22 protein-coding genes are annotated in these 18,087 nt (G+C 40.1%); all 22 read right to left on the reverse strand.

Annotated elements, in window-relative coordinates; translation table 11 throughout:
* Positions 1–11: 11 nt before the first annotated feature.
* Positions 12–1,751 (reverse strand): carbamoyl-phosphate synthase large subunit, encoded by a 1,740-nt coding sequence (locus tag AB4X21_RS06020; RefSeq protein ID WP_369087647.1) that lies wholly within the window; start codon positions 1,749–1,751, stop codon positions 12–14.
* Entirely contained in the window at positions 1,748–2,839 is a 1,092-nt protein-coding gene (locus tag AB4X21_RS06025; protein ID WP_155199665.1) for a carbamoyl phosphate synthase small subunit, read from the reverse strand. Before AB4X21_RS06025 ends, AB4X21_RS06020 begins: the two co-directional genes overlap by 4 nt.
* Before the next feature lie 124 nt (positions 2,840–2,963).
* Positions 2,964–3,887 (reverse strand): aspartate carbamoyltransferase catalytic subunit, encoded by a 924-nt coding sequence (locus tag AB4X21_RS06030; RefSeq protein ID WP_155199666.1) that lies wholly within the window; start codon positions 3,885–3,887, stop codon positions 2,964–2,966.
* 46 nt (positions 3,888–3,933) lie between these two features.
* On the reverse strand, positions 3,934–4,452 hold the full coding sequence (gene pyrR / locus AB4X21_RS06035) for a bifunctional pyr operon transcriptional regulator/uracil phosphoribosyltransferase PyrR (RefSeq protein ID WP_155199667.1): 519 nt from the start codon (positions 4,450–4,452) through the stop codon (positions 3,934–3,936).
* Between the two features lie 262 nt (positions 4,453–4,714).
* Positions 4,715–5,350, reverse strand: a complete 636-nt coding sequence (locus tag AB4X21_RS06040) for a Pr6Pr family membrane protein (RefSeq protein ID WP_369087648.1) — start codon at positions 5,348–5,350, stop codon at positions 4,715–4,717.
* 44 nt (positions 5,351–5,394) lie between these two features.
* Positions 5,395–5,730 (reverse strand): zinc ribbon domain-containing protein YjdM, encoded by a 336-nt coding sequence (locus AB4X21_RS06045; RefSeq protein ID WP_003001648.1) that lies wholly within the window; start codon positions 5,728–5,730, stop codon positions 5,395–5,397.
* 128 nt (positions 5,731–5,858) lie between these two features.
* Positions 5,859–6,611: an HAD family hydrolase gene (locus tag AB4X21_RS06050; RefSeq protein WP_320910673.1), complete on the reverse strand. Its 753-nt coding sequence runs from the start codon at positions 6,609–6,611 to the stop codon at positions 5,859–5,861.
* Positions 6,586–6,990: a PaaI family thioesterase gene (locus tag AB4X21_RS06055; RefSeq protein ID WP_003016342.1), complete on the reverse strand. Its 405-nt coding sequence runs from the start codon at positions 6,988–6,990 to the stop codon at positions 6,586–6,588. Before AB4X21_RS06055 ends, AB4X21_RS06050 begins: the two co-directional genes overlap by 26 nt.
* A gap of 84 nt (positions 6,991–7,074) precedes the next feature.
* Positions 7,075–8,172, reverse strand: coding sequence for a hypothetical protein (locus tag AB4X21_RS06060; protein ID WP_320910672.1), 1,098 nt, complete (start codon positions 8,170–8,172; stop codon positions 7,075–7,077).
* A gap of 3 nt (positions 8,173–8,175) precedes the next feature.
* A complete protein-coding gene (locus AB4X21_RS06065; protein ID WP_320910671.1) occupies positions 8,176–8,880 on the reverse strand; it encodes an ATP-binding cassette domain-containing protein in 705 nt (234 codons plus the stop codon).
* A gap of 291 nt (positions 8,881–9,171) precedes the next feature.
* Positions 9,172–9,639 (reverse strand): 8-oxo-dGTP diphosphatase, encoded by a 468-nt coding sequence (locus AB4X21_RS06070; RefSeq protein ID WP_320910669.1) that lies wholly within the window; start codon positions 9,637–9,639, stop codon positions 9,172–9,174.
* Positions 9,640–9,650: 11 nt separating this feature from the next.
* Positions 9,651–9,884 carry a hypothetical protein gene (locus AB4X21_RS06075; RefSeq protein WP_320910668.1) on the reverse strand — a complete coding sequence of 78 codons (234 nt, stop codon included), beginning with the start codon at positions 9,882–9,884 and terminating at the stop codon, positions 9,651–9,653.
* Between the two features lie 269 nt (positions 9,885–10,153).
* On the reverse strand, positions 10,154–10,729 hold the full coding sequence (locus AB4X21_RS06080; RefSeq protein ID WP_151378835.1) for a hypothetical protein: 576 nt from the start codon (positions 10,727–10,729) through the stop codon (positions 10,154–10,156).
* Between the two features lie 495 nt (positions 10,730–11,224).
* On the reverse strand, positions 11,225–11,437 hold the full coding sequence (locus tag AB4X21_RS06085) for a hypothetical protein (protein WP_320910667.1): 213 nt from the start codon (positions 11,435–11,437) through the stop codon (positions 11,225–11,227).
* A 26-nt stretch (positions 11,438–11,463) separates the two neighbouring features.
* The gene (locus tag AB4X21_RS06090; RefSeq protein WP_003001615.1) at positions 11,464–11,898 is read right to left on the reverse strand and encodes a hypothetical protein; all 435 of its coding nucleotides are present in this window, start codon (positions 11,896–11,898) and stop codon (positions 11,464–11,466) included.
* A 57-nt stretch (positions 11,899–11,955) separates the two neighbouring features.
* Positions 11,956–12,309 carry a diacylglyceryl transferase gene (locus AB4X21_RS06095; protein ID WP_369087649.1) on the reverse strand — a complete coding sequence of 118 codons (354 nt, stop codon included), beginning with the start codon at positions 12,307–12,309 and terminating at the stop codon, positions 11,956–11,958.
* Positions 12,310–12,412: 103 nt separating this feature from the next.
* Complete coding sequence (locus AB4X21_RS06100) at positions 12,413–13,036, reverse strand: NAD(P)H-dependent oxidoreductase (RefSeq protein WP_369087650.1); 624 nt, start codon at positions 13,034–13,036, stop codon at positions 12,413–12,415.
* A gap of 93 nt (positions 13,037–13,129) precedes the next feature.
* Positions 13,130–13,627, reverse strand: coding sequence for an N-acetyltransferase family protein (locus AB4X21_RS06105; RefSeq protein WP_369087651.1), 498 nt, complete (start codon positions 13,625–13,627; stop codon positions 13,130–13,132).
* Positions 13,628–13,641: 14 nt separating this feature from the next.
* Complete coding sequence (uvrB, locus tag AB4X21_RS06110; protein ID WP_369087652.1) at positions 13,642–15,630, reverse strand: excinuclease ABC subunit UvrB; 1,989 nt, start codon at positions 15,628–15,630, stop codon at positions 13,642–13,644.
* 253 nt (positions 15,631–15,883) lie between these two features.
* Positions 15,884–16,573, reverse strand: coding sequence for a hypothetical protein (locus AB4X21_RS06115; protein WP_369087653.1), 690 nt, complete (start codon positions 16,571–16,573; stop codon positions 15,884–15,886).
* A complete protein-coding gene (locus AB4X21_RS06120; protein WP_369087654.1) occupies positions 16,554–17,366 on the reverse strand; it encodes a hypothetical protein in 813 nt (270 codons plus the stop codon). The genes AB4X21_RS06115 and AB4X21_RS06120 overlap by 20 nt, the downstream gene beginning before the upstream one ends.
* A gap of 1 nt (position 17,367) precedes the next feature.
* On the reverse strand, positions 17,368–18,078 hold the full coding sequence (locus AB4X21_RS06125; protein ID WP_369087655.1) for an ABC transporter ATP-binding protein: 711 nt from the start codon (positions 18,076–18,078) through the stop codon (positions 17,368–17,370).
* Positions 18,079–18,087 lie beyond the last annotated feature (9 nt).

Genomic DNA, 18,087 nt, shown 5'->3' on the forward strand with positions numbered 1-18,087 from the left:
GTCCGGATCCTTTATTGTCTATTAGAAAGCTTGACAATATCTTTGACCTGATCAATTTTCTGAATCAGGCGAAGGCTTGTCTCATTGATCGAAAGATAATAGACTTTATCTACCAATGATTCTGTAAAAGGACGATTTGTGAGTAAGATCACCTGTTGTCCTTTTTCTTTCAGCTCTTTAGCCTTCTTTCGCACCTTTTGGTAAAAACTCTCATCGCAGATTTCTAGATCATCCACCAAGACACAAGCAGCCTCCAAAGCCAATGATTCATTGGTTCCGTTTTGGGTCAGATAATAGGCTGCTCCCGCTTTGACCTCATATAAGCTAGCTGATGGCTCAACCGGAAGAAAGGCTGGACTTGTCTCAGCCTCTACTCCTTTATCTAACTCCACTAGATTGGCCAAGACCTGCAAATAAACAGGTGCTAATTTACTCAAATCCAAGAGTTCCTCAAACTCAAAACCACGTTTTAAAGCTTCTAAGATATAGAAGAGCCGGTGTGGCATATGACGAGCAATTTTCTGGATTAATTCATCATCGCTCATTTCCTCAGGAAGGATGGTCAGCAAGTTCTTATCTTTAATGGTTTCTAGGGCTTGTTGATAAGCTTCATCGATTCTCTTCCCAAATCCATAAACTGCCCCATAAGAGTGAATTTGGGTACTGAGGCGGGCATTTTTAGCAGCATCAGAAAAAATCGGGATCTTAAAGAAGATATAGTCCAAACTCGGTTCGTAAACGGCCTTTAAATCCTTTAATAAGGGATGAGGCAAATGCTCTAGAGATCGCCCTAATTGTAGCTGAACTTCTTGCTCAAATAAGGAATAACCCAAGCCCATAGAGGCCATTGAGATACTGTCTGAAGCAAATGGATTAACTTCTAGGATATAAAAAGCATAACTCGTCGGATCCAAAGCAAACTTGATCGAAATGGCTCCTGTCAGCTTCAAATAGCGACTGATGTGGATCGCTGCTTCACGAAGATTTTGAAACTCCCGGTCTGTCAGGGTGACCGCTGGCATAAATTGATAAGAGTCACTAGAGTGGATCCCGACAGGATCAATGCTTTCAATAGAGGCCGCCAGATAGTGATTGTCTTCGCGATCGCGCATGACTACAAAATCCAATTCCTTAAAGCCATAGGTCGAAAACTCTAGCAAACACTGCTGACTTGGAGAGACCGAAAGTCCCGTTTCTACTGCTTCGCACAAGTCATCTAGATTATGAGCAATCTTTCGCCCCTGCCCTTGCTTACTCGCTACCGGCCAGATCATAATGGGAAATTGAATGCCTTCAGAAAACTCAATGGCTTCTCGAACAGAACCAACCAGTGCGGAAGCGGGTACCTGGTAGCCCAACTCTTGAAAGAGGCGTCGTTGATCCGCCTGCTGATAAAAGGTGCGGTAGCGTTGAAGGCTCGGTCCGATAATTCTAATCGATGCGTCTTTGAAAAATCCAGTTTCTTCCAATCGAAACAAGAGGTTCAAAATCTGTTTATCCGCAAAGGTTAGGAGCAAGCGAGATCGAGTATAAGAAAGAAGAATCGTCCTAAGAGCATCCAGCTTAAGCTTACTGACTACAACCTGTTTTCCAGCTTCTTGGGTGATAGTATTTTCTTCGCCCAGATAAAGGACCAGAGCATTCCCATCCTTGGCATTAAGTTTTTGTGCTTCCTTTACCGCAGCCAAGAGGCTAATATCCTGATAAGAATCTCCACATAGGAGAAGCAATTTCTGGTTTTCTTTCATCATTCCTTCTCCCTTCTACTTTCGTGAATTTTGGCATCAATCAATTCTAAAAATTCATCGTAAAAATAGAGATTTTCCCTTGGCCCTGGACTCGCATCCACTTGGAATTGAACCCCTAAAATCGGTTGGTAACGATGGCGAAAAGCTTCGATACTATGGTCATTGACGTTTTCATGCGTGACCAATAAATCATGGGGTAGGCTATCGCGTGCGATACTATACAAGTGATTTTGACTAGTCATCTCAATTTTTCCTGTCGCAATTTCACGAACAGGAATATTTAATCCGAAGTGTCCAACTTCCATGGGAGCTAGCTCCGCTCCATAAGCTTGAGCCAGTACCTGTGCTCCCAAGCCCATGCCCCAGATCGGAATTTGACCATTGAGCTTTTTGATCAAGCGGCAGAGTTTTTTCACCTGATGGGGATCGCCAGGCCCACTGGATAAAATAACCCCATCTGGTTGCTGTTCCATCAGTTCATCATAAGAGATATCATAGGGATAAACTGTCACATTACAGTCCCTTTGACTCAGCTGGCGTAAGACAGAGTGCTTGACCCCTAGATCAATCAAGGCAATACTCTTTCCAAAACCTGGTACAGCATAGGCCGTTTTTGTCGAGACTTGACGCACTTGGTCTTTGGGAAGGACTGTCGCTCGCAACTGATCTAAGATATGCTCGATCGAATCCCCCTTGTTAATGACAGTCGCCTTCATCCGTCCATACTTGCGGACAATTTTTGCTACCTGTCTTGTATCAATCCCTACAATACCAGGGATTTTTTTTCGCTTCAAGAATTCATCCAAGGTCATCTGCTGTCGCCAATTACTCGGCATCTCCACCAGATGTTGAACCACTACTGCCAAACAAGTGGGTGTAATGGATTCAGAATCGTCCCGATTGATCCCTGTTGCGCCAATAACTGGAAAGGTAAAGGAGAGGATCTGGCCACTAAAAGCCTGATCCGTGATCAATTCTTGATAGCCTGTCATGGCTGTCGTAAAGACCAATTCACCAGTCACATATAAGTCTGCACCAAAGGCTTCTCCTTCAAATACAGTCCCATCCTCTAGGACCAATAATCGTTTCATCGAACCCCTCCCTTCTTTTACACTAATCCAATTTTATCATAGTTCCTCAAAAAAAGGAAAGTCAGATTCCATGTAGCTGTCTACTCTGTCCTCTTTCTTTCCTTTCAATGAATTGTCAGTTATCTTATTTTGCACCGCGACCTTTAAGGACGGCTTCAATGATGGCCATACGGACAAAGACACCGTTGGTCATTTGTTCTACGATACGTGATTTAGGAGCTTCTACCAAGTGGTCCGCAATTTCAACGTCACGGTTGACTGGTGCTGGGTGCATCAGGATCGCTGTATCTTTCATACGGTCATAACGTTCTTGAGTCAAGCCATGAAGACGGTGGTAGTTTTCTTTAGAGAAGAGTGATTCGTAATCATGACGTTCGTGTTGCACACGCAAGAACATCATCACATCTACTTCTTCAATGACTTCATCGATAGTGACGAAACTTCCATAGTCTTCAAATTCCGCACTTCTCCATTCGTCTGGACCTGCAAAGTAGAGGGTTGCTCCCAAACGTTTCAAGATTTGCATATTTGATTTTGCCACACGTGAGTGATCCAAGTCCCCAGCGATACAAACTTTCAAGCCATCAAAGTGACCGAATTCTTGGTAGATAGTCATCAAATCAAGCAGGCTTTGGCTTGGGTGTTGACCTGAACCGTCCCCACCATTGACGATAGAGGCTGTGATCGTTGGGCTTTCAACCAATTCTTTGTAGTAGTCCACTTCAGGGTGACGGATGACGCAGACATCTACTCCAAGAGCTGACATGGTTAAGATAGTATCGTAAAGTGTTTCCCCTTTGTTCACAGAGCTTGTCTTCACATCAAAGTCAAGGAGATCACATCCCAATTTCAACTCTGCCACTTCAAAGGCTTTGTGGGTACGAGTTGAAGGTTCAAAGAAAAGGTTTGAGATGATGTGTTGATCTTCGTAGGCTACTTTAGCTCCGTTTTTGAACTCAATCCCACGTTTGATCAATGCCATTACTTCTTCATTGGTAAGAGTTTCCATTGAGACAAGGTTTTTAAGAGCGATTTGATTTTCAGACATGTTGATTCTCCTTTTATAATGTGGATGCAAATAATTTACAATTTGTTTAAGCTTCTTTGATGAGGACGCGGTCTTGACCGTCTAGCTCCACCATCTCGACAATGATTTCCTCTGACTTACTTGTCGGGATATTTTTCCCAACAAAGTCCGGACGAATCGGCAACTCCCGATGCCCACGGTCGACTAGAACCGCCAGACTCACTCGAGCAGGACGACCGCGACTGACCAGATTGTCAATGGCAGCGCGTATCGTGCGACCTGTATAGAGGACATCATCGATCAAAATGACTTCTCTATGAGCGATATCAACTGGTAAGACCGTCGTATCCTCAGTCGCCTTCATGTCATCTCGGAAAGGCTTGGTATCTAGTTCTGCTACAGGGACATCGATTTGTTCCAGCTGAGAGAGGCGTTCTTGGATCCGGCGAGCGATGTAAACACCACGCGTCTTGATCCCCACCAGCACAATCTGGCTCAAATCTTTGTTTCGTTCAATGATTTCGTAGGTGATCCGGGTAATGGCCCGTTTCATCGTCAAATCATCAACGACTTCTTTGGTTTTCATTCAGTCCTCCTTAGTTGTAAAAGAAAAACCTCCTTTTTCAAGGAGGTTCAGCAAATGGATGGTCTAAGAGGATAGAGTCTCGCCCTATGGTCCTAGCCATTGTTTTTCACAGTCTCCTTGCCTGCCTCACGGGACAGGATTAAAGGATTTATTTAATTGAGATAACTATATCACAGTTTCAAATGACATGCAAGAAAAAACTCAACTTTTTTCAAAAAAATTTAAAAACATGACTTTTCGTCTGAATAACGTTCGGCTTTTACTAAGAAACAGCCGATTTCCGCTTGATATTTTTAATCCCATAGAGCACATAGCCAGCTAAGAGGTAAGCGATAAAGATGATCACCACCCATTTGCCCACAAAAGCCCAGCCATATTTATTAACATTGATAAAGAAATAGGCAAAGGGACTATCTTTTGCACCTGGAATTGGCCACTTCAAGACCAATCCATTGAGAAGGGCAAAGAGCATGTAAGCCAGTGGAATCAAGGTCCAAAAGAAGGGATCGAGCTTTCGGTATTGCTTGGCTTTATCAATCACTAGAGTATCAAAGAAGAACATCAAAGGAACGATGTAATGACAGAGGAAGTTTTCCAAACGATAAAACTTCTCTGGTGTCGCAAGAGGCGCCAACATAAAGTGGTAGATGACACAGGTGATCATAATGGACATGGTAACTGCGCCTTTCATACGAAGGTAGTCCTGACTCTGGGTTGAACGCCCTCGAACCATGCGCCAAACCATGTCTCCCATAAAGAACATGACCAACATATTAGATAAAATGGTGTAATAGAGCATCATGCCAAAGCCACCATGTTTGGTCAGTTGCAGATAAACACCGAGTACACTTAAGATAAACAATAGAAAACGATAGCTATATAATAATTTGAATTTCATAGTATTCTCCTGAAAGAAAAGGGGCTAGGCCCTTCTTCTTTTCTTTAGATCTTCTTCACAAATTCTGATTTGAGTTTCATTGCACCAAAGCCATCAATCTTACAATCGATGTTGTGGTCTCCTTCCACGATACGAATATTTTTTACGCGCGTACCTTGTTTCAAATCTTTCGGTGCACCCTTCACTTTCAAATCTTTGATCAAGGTCACTGTATCGCCATCAGCCAATTTGTTTCCGTTGGCATCAATCGCTACGACACCCTCTTCTTCTTCGATTTCAGCTGGGTTCCATTCATAGGCACATTCTGGGCACACCAAGAGCGCTCCATCTTCATAGACGTATTCAGAGTTACATTTTGGACAGTTTGGTAAGTTATTCATTTTTATCTCCTTATTCAAATTAACTTTCATAGTATACCATGAAAGCGAAAATTTGACAAATCCTGCTCGACTGTAGCATTTTCATGAAAAAAGGAGGCGACTTGGCCTCCCTACTTGGATGATATTTTTCAATCTTCCTGCAATTCTTGAATATCTCGAATCACGCGCACGCCTGCTTGATTCTTCTCGCGCAGTTCAGCATCAGAGTAGGGGAAGGTATTAATCAAGATACTCTCCATCCCGACACTTTGGGCAACAGCGACATCTGTCGTAAAGTCATTCCCCACCATGACCGTTTTTTCAGGGTTCAACTGGTGTTCTTTCATCACTTCCAAGAGAAACTCTGGCTGAGGTTTGCGAATACCTGCATCAGACGACAAGTAAATGGCATGGAAAAGTTCTCTCAAACCAACCAAATCAATCTCCGGATTGGTAAAATCTGCTTGGGCATTGGATAAGAGAAAGATTCGACAACCTGCAGCTTTCATATCCTCTAATACTTCTTTCGTATGAGGATAAAGCTCCAACCGCTTGCGAGAAAGGACACGGAAAGTCCGCGCAATCAAACGTCCCCACTCTTTGAGATGGGCAACACTATTCCCACTTGGATGACCTTCTAAATACAATTGCACAAAGATGACCGTCAGATCAATCTCTGGGTAGGCAACTTGTTTTTCCTTAGCCAAGTCTTCTTCGGCTTGTTGCACCAGCTCTCTATAACGCAGTCGCAAGCCTTCTCCTGTATAGCTTGCCCCGTAGGATTGGTAAATCTGAGCCATGGTATCCCATAAAATGGGACTCGACTCATCCGTTTCGATGTCGACCAAGGTTCCATAAAAATCAAAAATATAGTTTTTAAATGCGTACTTGTGCGGATTCATCTCTCACTCCCGTAACAAACATCGTAAAGGTTGCCTTGCAGACATTGGCCCCGTCTTGATTGGTAATATCGACATCCACAACTCGAGTCGTCCGTCCACTGTGGACACATTCGCCATGGATCGTAAGGACATCACCCAGACGTCCTGCTTTCAAGTAATTGATCGAGGATTGCAAGGTCACCCCATCGACACCTTGAGAAACCACGACCAAACCACTGACTTGGTCACACAGGGTAAAGAGATAGCCTCCATGCGCATTTCCATAATAATTGAGCGATGATTCCACGACCTTGGTTGTCACCACCACATGGCCATCTCTCATCTTTTCGATTTCGTAATTTTCAAATGCAGCAATTGCATCAAAGTGAAAATCTTTCATATTACTTGCCACCTTTTCTAGCATCTTTTCAACTCCTCTATCATACTACAATTAAGAAGCAGATACAAGCAAAGGGGCAATTCCTTAGAAGCAGAAGAGGAGACTCCAACTAAGTAAGAAGACGATACTAGGCACAATATATTTTCTTGGGTGCTTCCAACATTCTCTCTTTAAATTCCATTTTCTTAAAGGGAAATAGATTTCAATCAGTAAGTGCAAAACAGCTTCCACTACTGCTAGAATCATCACTCCTAGTAAAAATAGGATCCCCAAGTCAGGCATAACCACCATTTTTAATAACAGAGCAACAAATAGATTGACAGATAGGAAATAAGTCAGCAATACACGGTAATACATCAAGTAAAAGAACCGACTCTTAGGAAGAGACTTAACATGATCGATCAAATCTTTATCAGCGGAAATGAGAGTAGTTAATGGCGTATTGACAGAAGCAATCGTTAACAGGATGATGATTTTTAAAGGAGCATCATAATCCTGTATCAGAATGAGAAGGAGGAAGATGAGAGTAAAGACAAAATTGATGGAAAAATAGCGCTCTTGAAATAAGGAAATCCAAAAATAATTGCTACTTCTTCTCTTTGAAACGAGCAGCTGATCATTTTTTGAAATCGCGATCAAGTCCTCATTTTTAAAAATAAAGATAGCAATGAAGGCTGAAAGTAAGATCATATAGGACACTTGTTGGACCCATAAAGAAGATCCTGTAAGAACAGTCGTTACAGAAATGAGCACTCCTCCTAGAAAACTAGGCCTTGTATTGAACTGGATAAAGACATAAAACACACTTAATACCACCAGTAAAGAAAGGAGGACAAGCTTAAAGGATTGTAGCAGGTCTAACCTGACTCCTAAAAAGAGGATCAATAACAGCACGCGCTCTAGTAAATTGAGAAGAAAGGTTACCGTTAGAAAAGAACCTTTGAAACGATTGAGAGACAAAGGAAGCTGGTAGTAGGCCTGGACCCTGTCCATCGAAAAGTAGGAATAGAGCAACTGAAAGGTCGATAGAGCAGTAACAATAGCCGTACTGATCAGCAAGACTTGAAAGCTCGTAGAAAATTTTGCTCCAACAAGATGGTAATAAAGAGCAAAAGCTAAGGAAGTCAAGAACAAGAAGAGACGATTTTTGGATACCAAATCTCTAAAAATTGCTAGTAGCATGCTCTACCCCCTCTGACGATTGACGTCATGAAACCAATCTTCTAAATTCGATTCGATCGCGTCTATGTGACCATCTTCAATAGAATAAGCTGTATCACACACCCGAACGATACTCTCTGCGATATGCGAACTCATCAGAATAGAGCCTTCTTCTTTATACTGCAATAGCAAACCATATAGAAATTCTGTCGCATCAAAATCAAGGCCATCAAATGGTTCGTCCAAAATAAGGAGGGTAGGTTTGAGATAAAAAGCTGTGATCAAGAAGACTTTCTTCTTGTTTCCCGTTGACAAACTACCGATATCGGTATTAAGAAATTCTTCAAAATGAAAGCCTGAAATCAAGTCCTGCAATAACGTTTCATTTCTCTTTCGATGATACAAACGACAGACAAAATTAAAATAGTGAACAAAATCCCAGTTTAAAAAACTATTGTTTTCAGTAAAAACTGTATAGGTACGGCTCTTATAGAAATTCGTATGAAAAGAGGTCGCTTTGTCTTCTATGGTAACAGACTCAACTGCATACTGCCGATGATCAAAAACACTACTTAAAGCTTTTAGCAAGGTTGTCTTCCCTGCTCCATTTCGACCAATCAACCCTACTACAGAATGATTGGGTACAAGCAAATTCGTGTCTTTTATAATGGGCTTGTCTTTTTTATACCAAACGTTTAGCCCCTTGATGTTTAAACAATCACTCTTCATCGACGCACTCCTTTATAAAGGTATGAAACCCCAACTAAGAGCAACAGCAAAGCGTACGACCATTCCTTTTGAAAGGCAAAGACTAAGGCACCGATCAAGAAGCAAATTCCTATCAGGATTCTAAATTGTAATTTCATATCTTGCCTTCTTTCTATTCACAGTATGAAAGATTACAATTGTATTTTATGCTTATACTATAGTACTTTTTCTGAGCAGATTCAAGCACGAATGGAATATTCTTACTTCTTTTACCTTACAAGCAAAAAAAGCTAGATACCTCTAGCTCTTTGCTTAGAATCTTAATTTTTCCCAATCATCATCTGTCCGTTTACGATAATAGTACTCGGACAAATCTGGGTCTTCCATCACTTCCAGCAGAGGAAGCATGTCGTAGGATAAATCCAACTTTTCTAATTGGTCTTTCTTAACCCAAGAAACTTCTCCTTCATCAGACGATCTTAGCTGGCCTGTATATTCTGTCGCTTTGTAGCAAAAGACGATGTAGCGGCCGCCCTCATCTTGTGGCCAGTCTTTGACTGCGACCAGTTTTGGATTTGTAATTGTAAGTCCTGTCTCTTCGTAGATTTCACGAATGACGGATTCTACAAGGCTTTCTCCTTCTTCGATATGGCCACCTGGAAAAGCATAGCCAGCCCAGTGAGTCTTTTCAGGTGAGCGGAATTGAAGGACCACCTTCCCATTTTCAAGATCTTCGACCATGCAAAGATTGCACAATATAGTAGGCGTTGTACGTGACATAAACTTCCTTTCTATGATTTATTCCTTTTTGTTTCAATATATTTCATAAACAAAACCATTAAAGCAGGTACAGTAAAAAAGACCAGATAGGTTGCTATAGGAAACCAAATGTAACGGTGATCTAGGGATAAGAGGGATGGCAAAATCCCTTTACTATTTTTCCCACCAACCCCGATAAAGAGATGGACCACTAAACCGATACTATTAAGATAAATAAATAAATCTGCATATCTTTTTATTGTCATCCTTGTCCTAGAAAAGTCTAGGAACCAATAGTCAAATAATCGATACACCAGACAAAAAAGATTTATATATAATGGAAAACTATAATTGATATCTCTATAGGGCGACGGAATAGGAAGACTATTAAAAATAAGATTGATACCTATTCCTATTCCTAAGATGAGATCAAGGATCAGGAAAAAGCCTATAATTTTATGAGAATCTAGCCAGAGCTGAAAACTTTCTCTCCTTGATAGATTCTTTTTTGTATTTGATTTTCTTTGATTATTTTTCATTTGTGTGGATTTAAACCATTTTCTTCTTCTCTCTTTTTATTATCAAGATGCTTGGAAATTAAAATTATCAACATAGCCACAAGAAAGAAGATTACATAGGTAAGAATAGGAAACCAGATATAGTGGTGGTCTAGAGTTAGCAGGGGAGGAATACTCTTTCTATTTCGACCCATTATTCCAAAAAACAAATGAAACAGAAAACCTACTCCATTTAGGTACAAGAATGGATCTGCAAAATCTTGTACTGTAAGCATTCCATCAAAAGTATCTCTAAAAACACCGTGATAAAGCATGTTCACTAAGAATACAAGATTCATATAAAGTGGAAAGACATAATAAAAGTTTTGATAGGGTTTTGGAACAAAAGTTGTCCCAAGCAAGAAATAGAGTATCCCAAAAGCTGATAAAAAAAATATACTACTATCTAATAGAAAAGCTATTTTTGAATGCTGTAGCAACCATAATTTTACTTTATCTAGCCAGCTCATTTTTCGATTTAGTTTATGGTATTTTTTTGATTTTTTCTGTGCCGTGACTTTCTTTTTCATTCGTTTCTTAATCTTTCGTTCCATTTACGCCTCCTTCTTCTCTTTTCTATCCGTATAACCAAAAGCAGAATGCCCAGCCCTAAGAAAAAGAAAAATAGATAACTTACAATAGGAATCCAGACATAGGCCGGATCCATAGAAATTATAGGAGGGAAATTCGTTGACTTACGACGTCCTAGCCAATTCAGTCCTACCAAGAGATGAAAAGGAAAAAGAGAACCATTGAAACCAATAAATATCCATGAAAAGTAACGCCATTTCTGAAGTGTATCACTTCCAGAATGAAAGACAAGGCAATAGGTTGAGAAGATCAGAAAGAAAAGATTGAAGCTTAAGGGAGAAAGATAGTTTAAGCTTGGGAGTTGATAACCAATGAAAGGGGCGGCAAGAAATGATACATACAAAGATCCAAATAACACACTCGTATCCAGGAGTTGACCAATCCTTCGGTGCCTTTCCATCCAAAGAGAAAACCTCTTAGTCCAAGAAGACTTTTCTTTTGTCTTGTACTTCATTTGTCTACTCATCTTCATTATCATCTATTCCTTTTTTTGAACCTTTAGAGAGAAAGAAGATTGCCAAAGTTAACATCAAGACTAGAAGGTAGATGACAATAGGAAACCAGATATAAGCTGAGTCAAGTGAAAATAAAGACGAAAGGACGACTTTCCCATTTTCAAGATCTTCGACCATACATAAGTTGGTCAATATAGTAGACGTTTTACGTGACATAAACTACCTTTCTATGATGGTAACAATTAATCAATATATACTTTCTTCTCTATTTCTTTTTTCATGACAAAGGGATTCACCAGCTCATGGTATTCATCAAAGGCATCTAAAAGGGAGCCTCTTTGAAAGACAATTGACTTCTCTTTTAAATAATATTCCGAGTGAATCGTTACCGAACCATGACCATCAAAACTAAAGAAAAACACAATGAATAATACTAGGATCAGGCTAGCAAAGAAACTAAACAGTAGCCCCACTACATTCTTCCAATTGACTGTGTGAGTTCGATAGAAGCGATACCAGATGTGACTAAATGCCGTCACTGCTCCTAGATACAGCCAGGGATTCCAAAGAAGTGGCGTAAATGCGTAGCCAAACAATTCTAAAAGGAAGTTGGCAAACACGAAAAGTAAAAGAATAAGATACACAATCCTAAACAGGTACAAATACTTTCCCATCATTGACCTCTCCTATGTAAACATTGGTTCAAAGCTTAAAAAACCAATAATCTTCTTATCTTAGATAATGATCAAGAGTACATGGACTGCCAACCGTAGCCAATGATCAATTAGGGGCGCATCTGGATCACTTTTTTTGCTGTCTAAGAATAGACTTAGTGACAACAATAGTAATGCAAGGGCAATAACTAGTTTGAGAGATAACATCATACTACCAAGAACAAGAGAGGCTAGAAAACCAAAAAATGGCAAAGGGGAAAATAAAAATGCCAAAATCCTGAAATACATCATAATCAATGATAAAACCAATAAACCAAAGACGACAATCTTCGTAAAAATAGAGACTCTTTTTCCTTCTCTTTTCATTTTTGATAGTGAATAAATGACATAGATCATATAGATAAAAAGAAACATATGGAATCATTCCTACATTTTATAGATTATGTTAATAGTTTAACCAAAAGCCAATTAAAATACAACTAAAGACACTAACTTATCAGTAGTAACCCATCTCTGATCAAAGTTTCTTCACTTCTGCTGCTACCTTTTGGAGATGGTGTTCTCGAATGCTAGCGGTGTTCACATCCCGGCCGACTTCTCCCAAAATGCAGACACGCTTGGTTTTAATCCCACAGTGGTTCAAGACGGCATTCTTCAAAACAGAGATGCCATAACTATCGGGAATGTTGAGAGGACCTGAAAAGATCTTATACCACCAAGTAGGCGCCATGGAGGTCGCATAAATACTGGCCGTTTTTCCTTTGAGCAACTTATTGAATTGCTTGCCTCTCAGGTAATTCCAGATAAAGCTACCCTGATCATTGGCTGAGTAAGCAATCCCCGGTGTGAAGACCCGATCGATCCAGCCCTTCATGAGGCTCGGCATACTACTCCACCAGATGGGATAGACAAAGATCAGGTGATCCGCCCACTGGATCCATTCTTGAGAACGAAGGATAAAGGAATCTTCCTCCATCCGCTTTCGATAACCATAGCGAAGAACAGGATCAAAGTCCTCTTCATTGAGATTGATCACTTTAAGCTCGTGGCGATTTAAGTCAATAGTTTCGACAATGGTTTGAAAAATAGCCTGACAGTAACTTTCCTTATCCGGATGCCCGTTGATGACTAAAATCTTCATTCGTCCTCTCCTTCATTTCTTTGGTTCATTCTATCTCTTTTATTTTTTTACTTGATTAATTGATAATGGTTCAAAGCTTGATAGATAGGTCCTTTAGAGATTTTTATTTGAAGAACACATCATCCGCAATTCCTTAACAGTTTTTCCAAGTTCAAGTATTTTTTCTTGGCCATCAAAAGTAAAACCCATTTTTTGATAGAAAGCAATGGCTCGCTTATTATCTTTCAATACCCATAAATAAATTTCAGAGAAATGATCGAGAGCAGCAAATGCAGCATGCATTAACTGTTCACTCACACCTTTTCCATAGTAATCTTTTAAAACATATAAGGCAATGATTTCACCAGCTTGAATGGCTTCATCACGAAAATTTCCATAGCTGATAAATCCAACGACCTTCTTTCCATCCAGCGCAATCAAGGTATTTTCTGGATACTTTTGACTAAAGAATCGACATCTTTCTAATGTCATCGTCTCCTGATATTCCGCGGGTAAAAGATTGTCATAAGCCTCTCTCCACGTTTGCCAATGAACGAGAGATTTTCCTTCTATCTCTTCAGGAGTTTCCATTGTTTTAATGATAATCTTCATTCGCTTTATCCTATCTAATCCAAAGCCTTGACTTCCAACATCATATCACGGATTTGGGCCGCTAGTTCAAAGTCAAGCACTTCGACGGCTTCTTGCATCTGGCCTTGCAGTTTCTTGACCAGTTCCTTGCGCTCTTGGCGGTTGAGACTGGTGATATCCACTTCCTTATCCTCTTCCTTGGCCACCGCCTTGGTAACAGAGATCAGGTCACGGATTTCCTTCTTGATGGTTTGTGGCACAATGCCATGCTCTTCATTATAAGCCATCTGGATTTTCCGACGACGGGCTGTTTCATCGATGGCTTTTTGCATAGACTGGGTCATGGTGTCCGCATACATGATCACGTGACCCTCACTATTACGGGCAGCACGACCAATGGTCTGGATCAAACCACGTTCATTACGCAGGAAACCTTCCTTGTCAGCATCAAGTATAGCAACTAGACTGACTTCTGGTACGTCAATCCCTTCACGAAGAAGGTTGATCCCGACCAAGACATCAAAGACGCCCAAACGCAAATCACGGATGATTTCTGTCCGCTCTAAGGTCTTAATGTCCGAGTGCATGTATTTTACCTTAACACCCATTTCCTTGAAGTAGTCGGTCAAGTCTTCTGCCATCTTCTTGGTCAGGGTCGTAACAAAGGTCCGCTCTCCCCGTTCTACACGCGCATTGATTTCACCCAAGAGATCGTCCATTTGTCCCATGGTAGGGCGTACTTCCACCTCTGGATCCAGAAGACCTGTCGGACGAATGATCTGCTCGATGATAGTGTCCGTTTGTTCCATTTCATAGTCACCTGGTGTCGCAGAAACATAGACAATCTGGTGGACGTGACTTTCAAACTCTTCACGACGCAGTGGCCGGTTGTCCAAAGCAGACGGCAAACGGAAGCCATAGTTGACCAACATCTCCTTACGCGAGCGGTCTCCGTTGTACATGCCCTTGATTTGGCCCATGGTCATGTGACTTTCATCGACCATGATGAGAAAATCTTCTGGGAAAAAGTCAAAAAGAGTAAACGGTGGCTCTCCTTCACTCCGGCCTTCCATATGACGGGAATAGTTCTCCACCCCATTGGTGTAGCCCATCTCCCGCAACATTTCAATATCGTACTCGGTCCGTTGCTTCAGGCGTTGGGCTTCCAGCAGTTTTCCTTCCTTCTCAAAGATAGCTAACTGTTCTTCCAGCTCAGCCTGAATCTTGGCAATGGCCACTTCCATATGGTCTTCATTGGTCACGAAGTGAGTGGCTGGGAAAATGGCTAAGTGGTCCACATCTCCCAGAACCTGGCCTGTCAGAGCTTCAATCTCACGAATCCGCTCAATCTCGTCTCCAAAGAACTCCACCCGAAAGGCATGTTCATCGCGCGAAGCTGGGAAAATCTCGACCACATCTCCCCGAACACGGAATTTCCCCCGTTGAAAGTCGATGTCATTGCGCTCAAACTGGATATCCACCAAGTCGTTGAGCAATTTATCACGAGAAATCTCAAGCCCTGGACGTAAACTTACCACGCTGTCCGCGTATTCCTTAGGCGAACCCAACCCATAGATACACGAAACAGACGCGACGACAATGACGTCATTTCGTTCTAAAAGAGCGGAGGTTGCTGAGTGACGAAGCTTGTCAATCTCATCATTGACCGAACTATCTTTTTCGATATAGGTATCGCTCGATGGCACATAGGCTTCTGGCTGGTAGTAATCGTAGTAAGATACGAAATACTCGACCGCATTTTCAGGAAAAAATTCCTTGAACTCCCCATAGAGCTGGCCCGCTAGCGTTTTATTGTGGGCAATGACCAGGGTCGGCTTATTGACCTGGGCAATAACCTGACTCATAGTATAGGTCTTCCCCGTACCAGTTGCCCCCATCAGGATTTGGGCCTTCTCGCCCCCCTCGATGTTATCCACCAACTGCTCAATAGCCTGCGGTTGATCCCCAGACGGTTGGTATTTCGATACTAGTTTAAATTTGTTATCTGTTACTCGATTAATCATCTCTTTGACCTCACATATATAGACCTTATTTTACCATAAATCACCAGAATTCTCTGAGATGAGGAATGAAAGGGAAAACAACATATTACAAAATAATTAATTGGACACGCATTAGAGTGAAAACTAAACAAGACTCTCGCAATTACTTCGAAAGTCTTGTTTTTTATTCTAAAACAATGCAATACGTAATAAACATCAGTGTCCATGATATACAAAATTAGCAAGGTTTGCTCATTAGTATCATTTTTATTTATTACTTAACTTCTTGATTCCTTACCAAGAGGTAGAGAGTTGCTCCAAGTGAACATACAAGTCCAATAACGTAAGTACAGAGTTGCAAATTGGAAACTCTCCCTAATATTGTTTCAGCAACAATATTATAAAATAGATAACTAGTCAATGGTTCCACTACTCTTTCTATGAATGGTTGTACCAAAATAGGAAATAGCAGCAAAATAGCTAAACTCCCCATTGGACTTTTGAAAAAATAACTTAAGAAGTAAGAAATCAAAAAATATTGGATGGAGCCAATCAAATAGAAACTGAAAAGTTCTAAACTGACACCATTTTCGCTCCTAAAAAAATGAAACCATACAAGCAGTACAATGAAATACAAGGTTGATTGTAGTACTACATCACATAATTCTACGAACAGGATCCGAATTGAACTTAAGATCCTTTTTCCACTTACCAAATAAACTAGTTTTGTTTCGTGAGATTGTAACTCAACAAATGCATTAACACACCCAATACTAACAGAGAGCATTGATGCAAAAACAAGAGCTTGCTTTATAGATAATTGTACAACAGTATCATTGATTGAAACTGGTAAAACACCTAAGAGACACACAAAACCTATCAAAAGTGACTGTATAGCTATCTGGTACTTTACGGGTTTTAAACTATATTTTTTGACGATAAGACTAAAAAATATTCTTGCCATTCTTCCTCCTCATTCGAATCATTTCTACAAGCATTATGAATACCAAGAACAAGATTCCTTCTACTACTAAAAGTGTAAATCCATATAATTGGCTCGTTTGAGTCCCTTCAATTCGGCCAAAAGCAAATGACTTTGCTCCAATCAAAGGCAATAGATCTTCAATTTTAGAGGAAATTCCTCTTAAAATACCTGATAAAGTGATTACCAATAATAAAACATCTGCAATTAATGAAGTCATTGATTTTTTCGTTACTATTACGAAAAGTAAAGCTAATAAAGTAAGAACGATTGCAAATATCATAACTCTTACCGTAACATCTAAAAACAAAGTAAATTCTAAATAATTCTTTAAAGTTGAATCTAGAAAAACGAGTAAAATAATAGCGTTTACTATAGAAAATATTAAAGTAGCAAGTAACGATAAGACAATCGAACTTGCAATAAACCCAGTAAGACGAACTTTCCAGTTTGGGATCAATAACTGAGTAAAATTATCATCACCAAATTGGTAATGGGTTGAATAAACAAGTGAAACTAAGATTGGTAAGAAAATAACACTTGCTTGGTAGGGTGAGGATAAGAGAGCATCTCTGACTGTATAGACTGGATTCGATGATAGCATAGATGGATCAAGGTTAACAGCCTGTCCATTTCCTTCTACTAAAGCATTTATCACCTGGATATTTTGAATTGAAAAAAATATGCTGACTCCCAAAATAAGAAAAAAAGTGAATTTAAAAGTAGGTAAACTACAATATTTATAGAGGTCACTAAAAAAGGAACGCTTCAACATATTATTCACCTTCTTTCCCTTCGAGTGCCTTAAAATATGCCTCTTCAAAAGATCCAAACTGTTTCAAAATGTCTTTGGTAGGAGCATCAATAACAATCTTCCCATTAGAAATCCCAACCAAATGATCTACAGTTAATTCTAACTCACTCATATAATGACTTGTCATTAATACAGTCTTACCTTCATTGACAAAAGACTGCAAAAAATTGCGTACCCAGCGTATTCCTTCTGGATCTAGTCCATTGATTGGTTCATCTAAAATTAAGATGTCAGGATTTGCTAATAAGGCTGTTGCTAAACCAAGACGTTGCTTCATTCCTAATGAATAGTCTTTTACTTTTTTATTTTTAGCTTCACTTAACCCCACCAACTCTAAACATTCGTTGCACCTATTTTTGTCAACGCCACAAGCCAAGCCAATCCACCGAAGATGCTGAAATCCTGTTCTAGTTGGATAAGGTTGACAACTATCTAGGAATGATCCAACAATACCAAAAGGATTATCTCCCAATTGAGAGTATTTTTTGCCATCGATCAACGCTATCCCCATTTGACTATTTTCTAAACCAAGTAAAATTCTAATTAAAGTTGATTTTCCGGATCCATTTGGTCCAATCAATCCAGTAATCTCACCTTTTTTTGCTTTGAAAGACACGTTTTGAAGGACAATTTTATTATTATATTCCTTATGTAGCTTTTGAATTGTTATCATTCATTCTTT

The sequence above is a fragment of the Streptococcus sp. CP1998 genome (assembly GCF_041026655.1).
In the GTDB taxonomy this organism is placed as follows: Bacteria; Bacillota; Bacilli; order Lactobacillales; family Streptococcaceae; genus Streptococcus; species Streptococcus dentalis.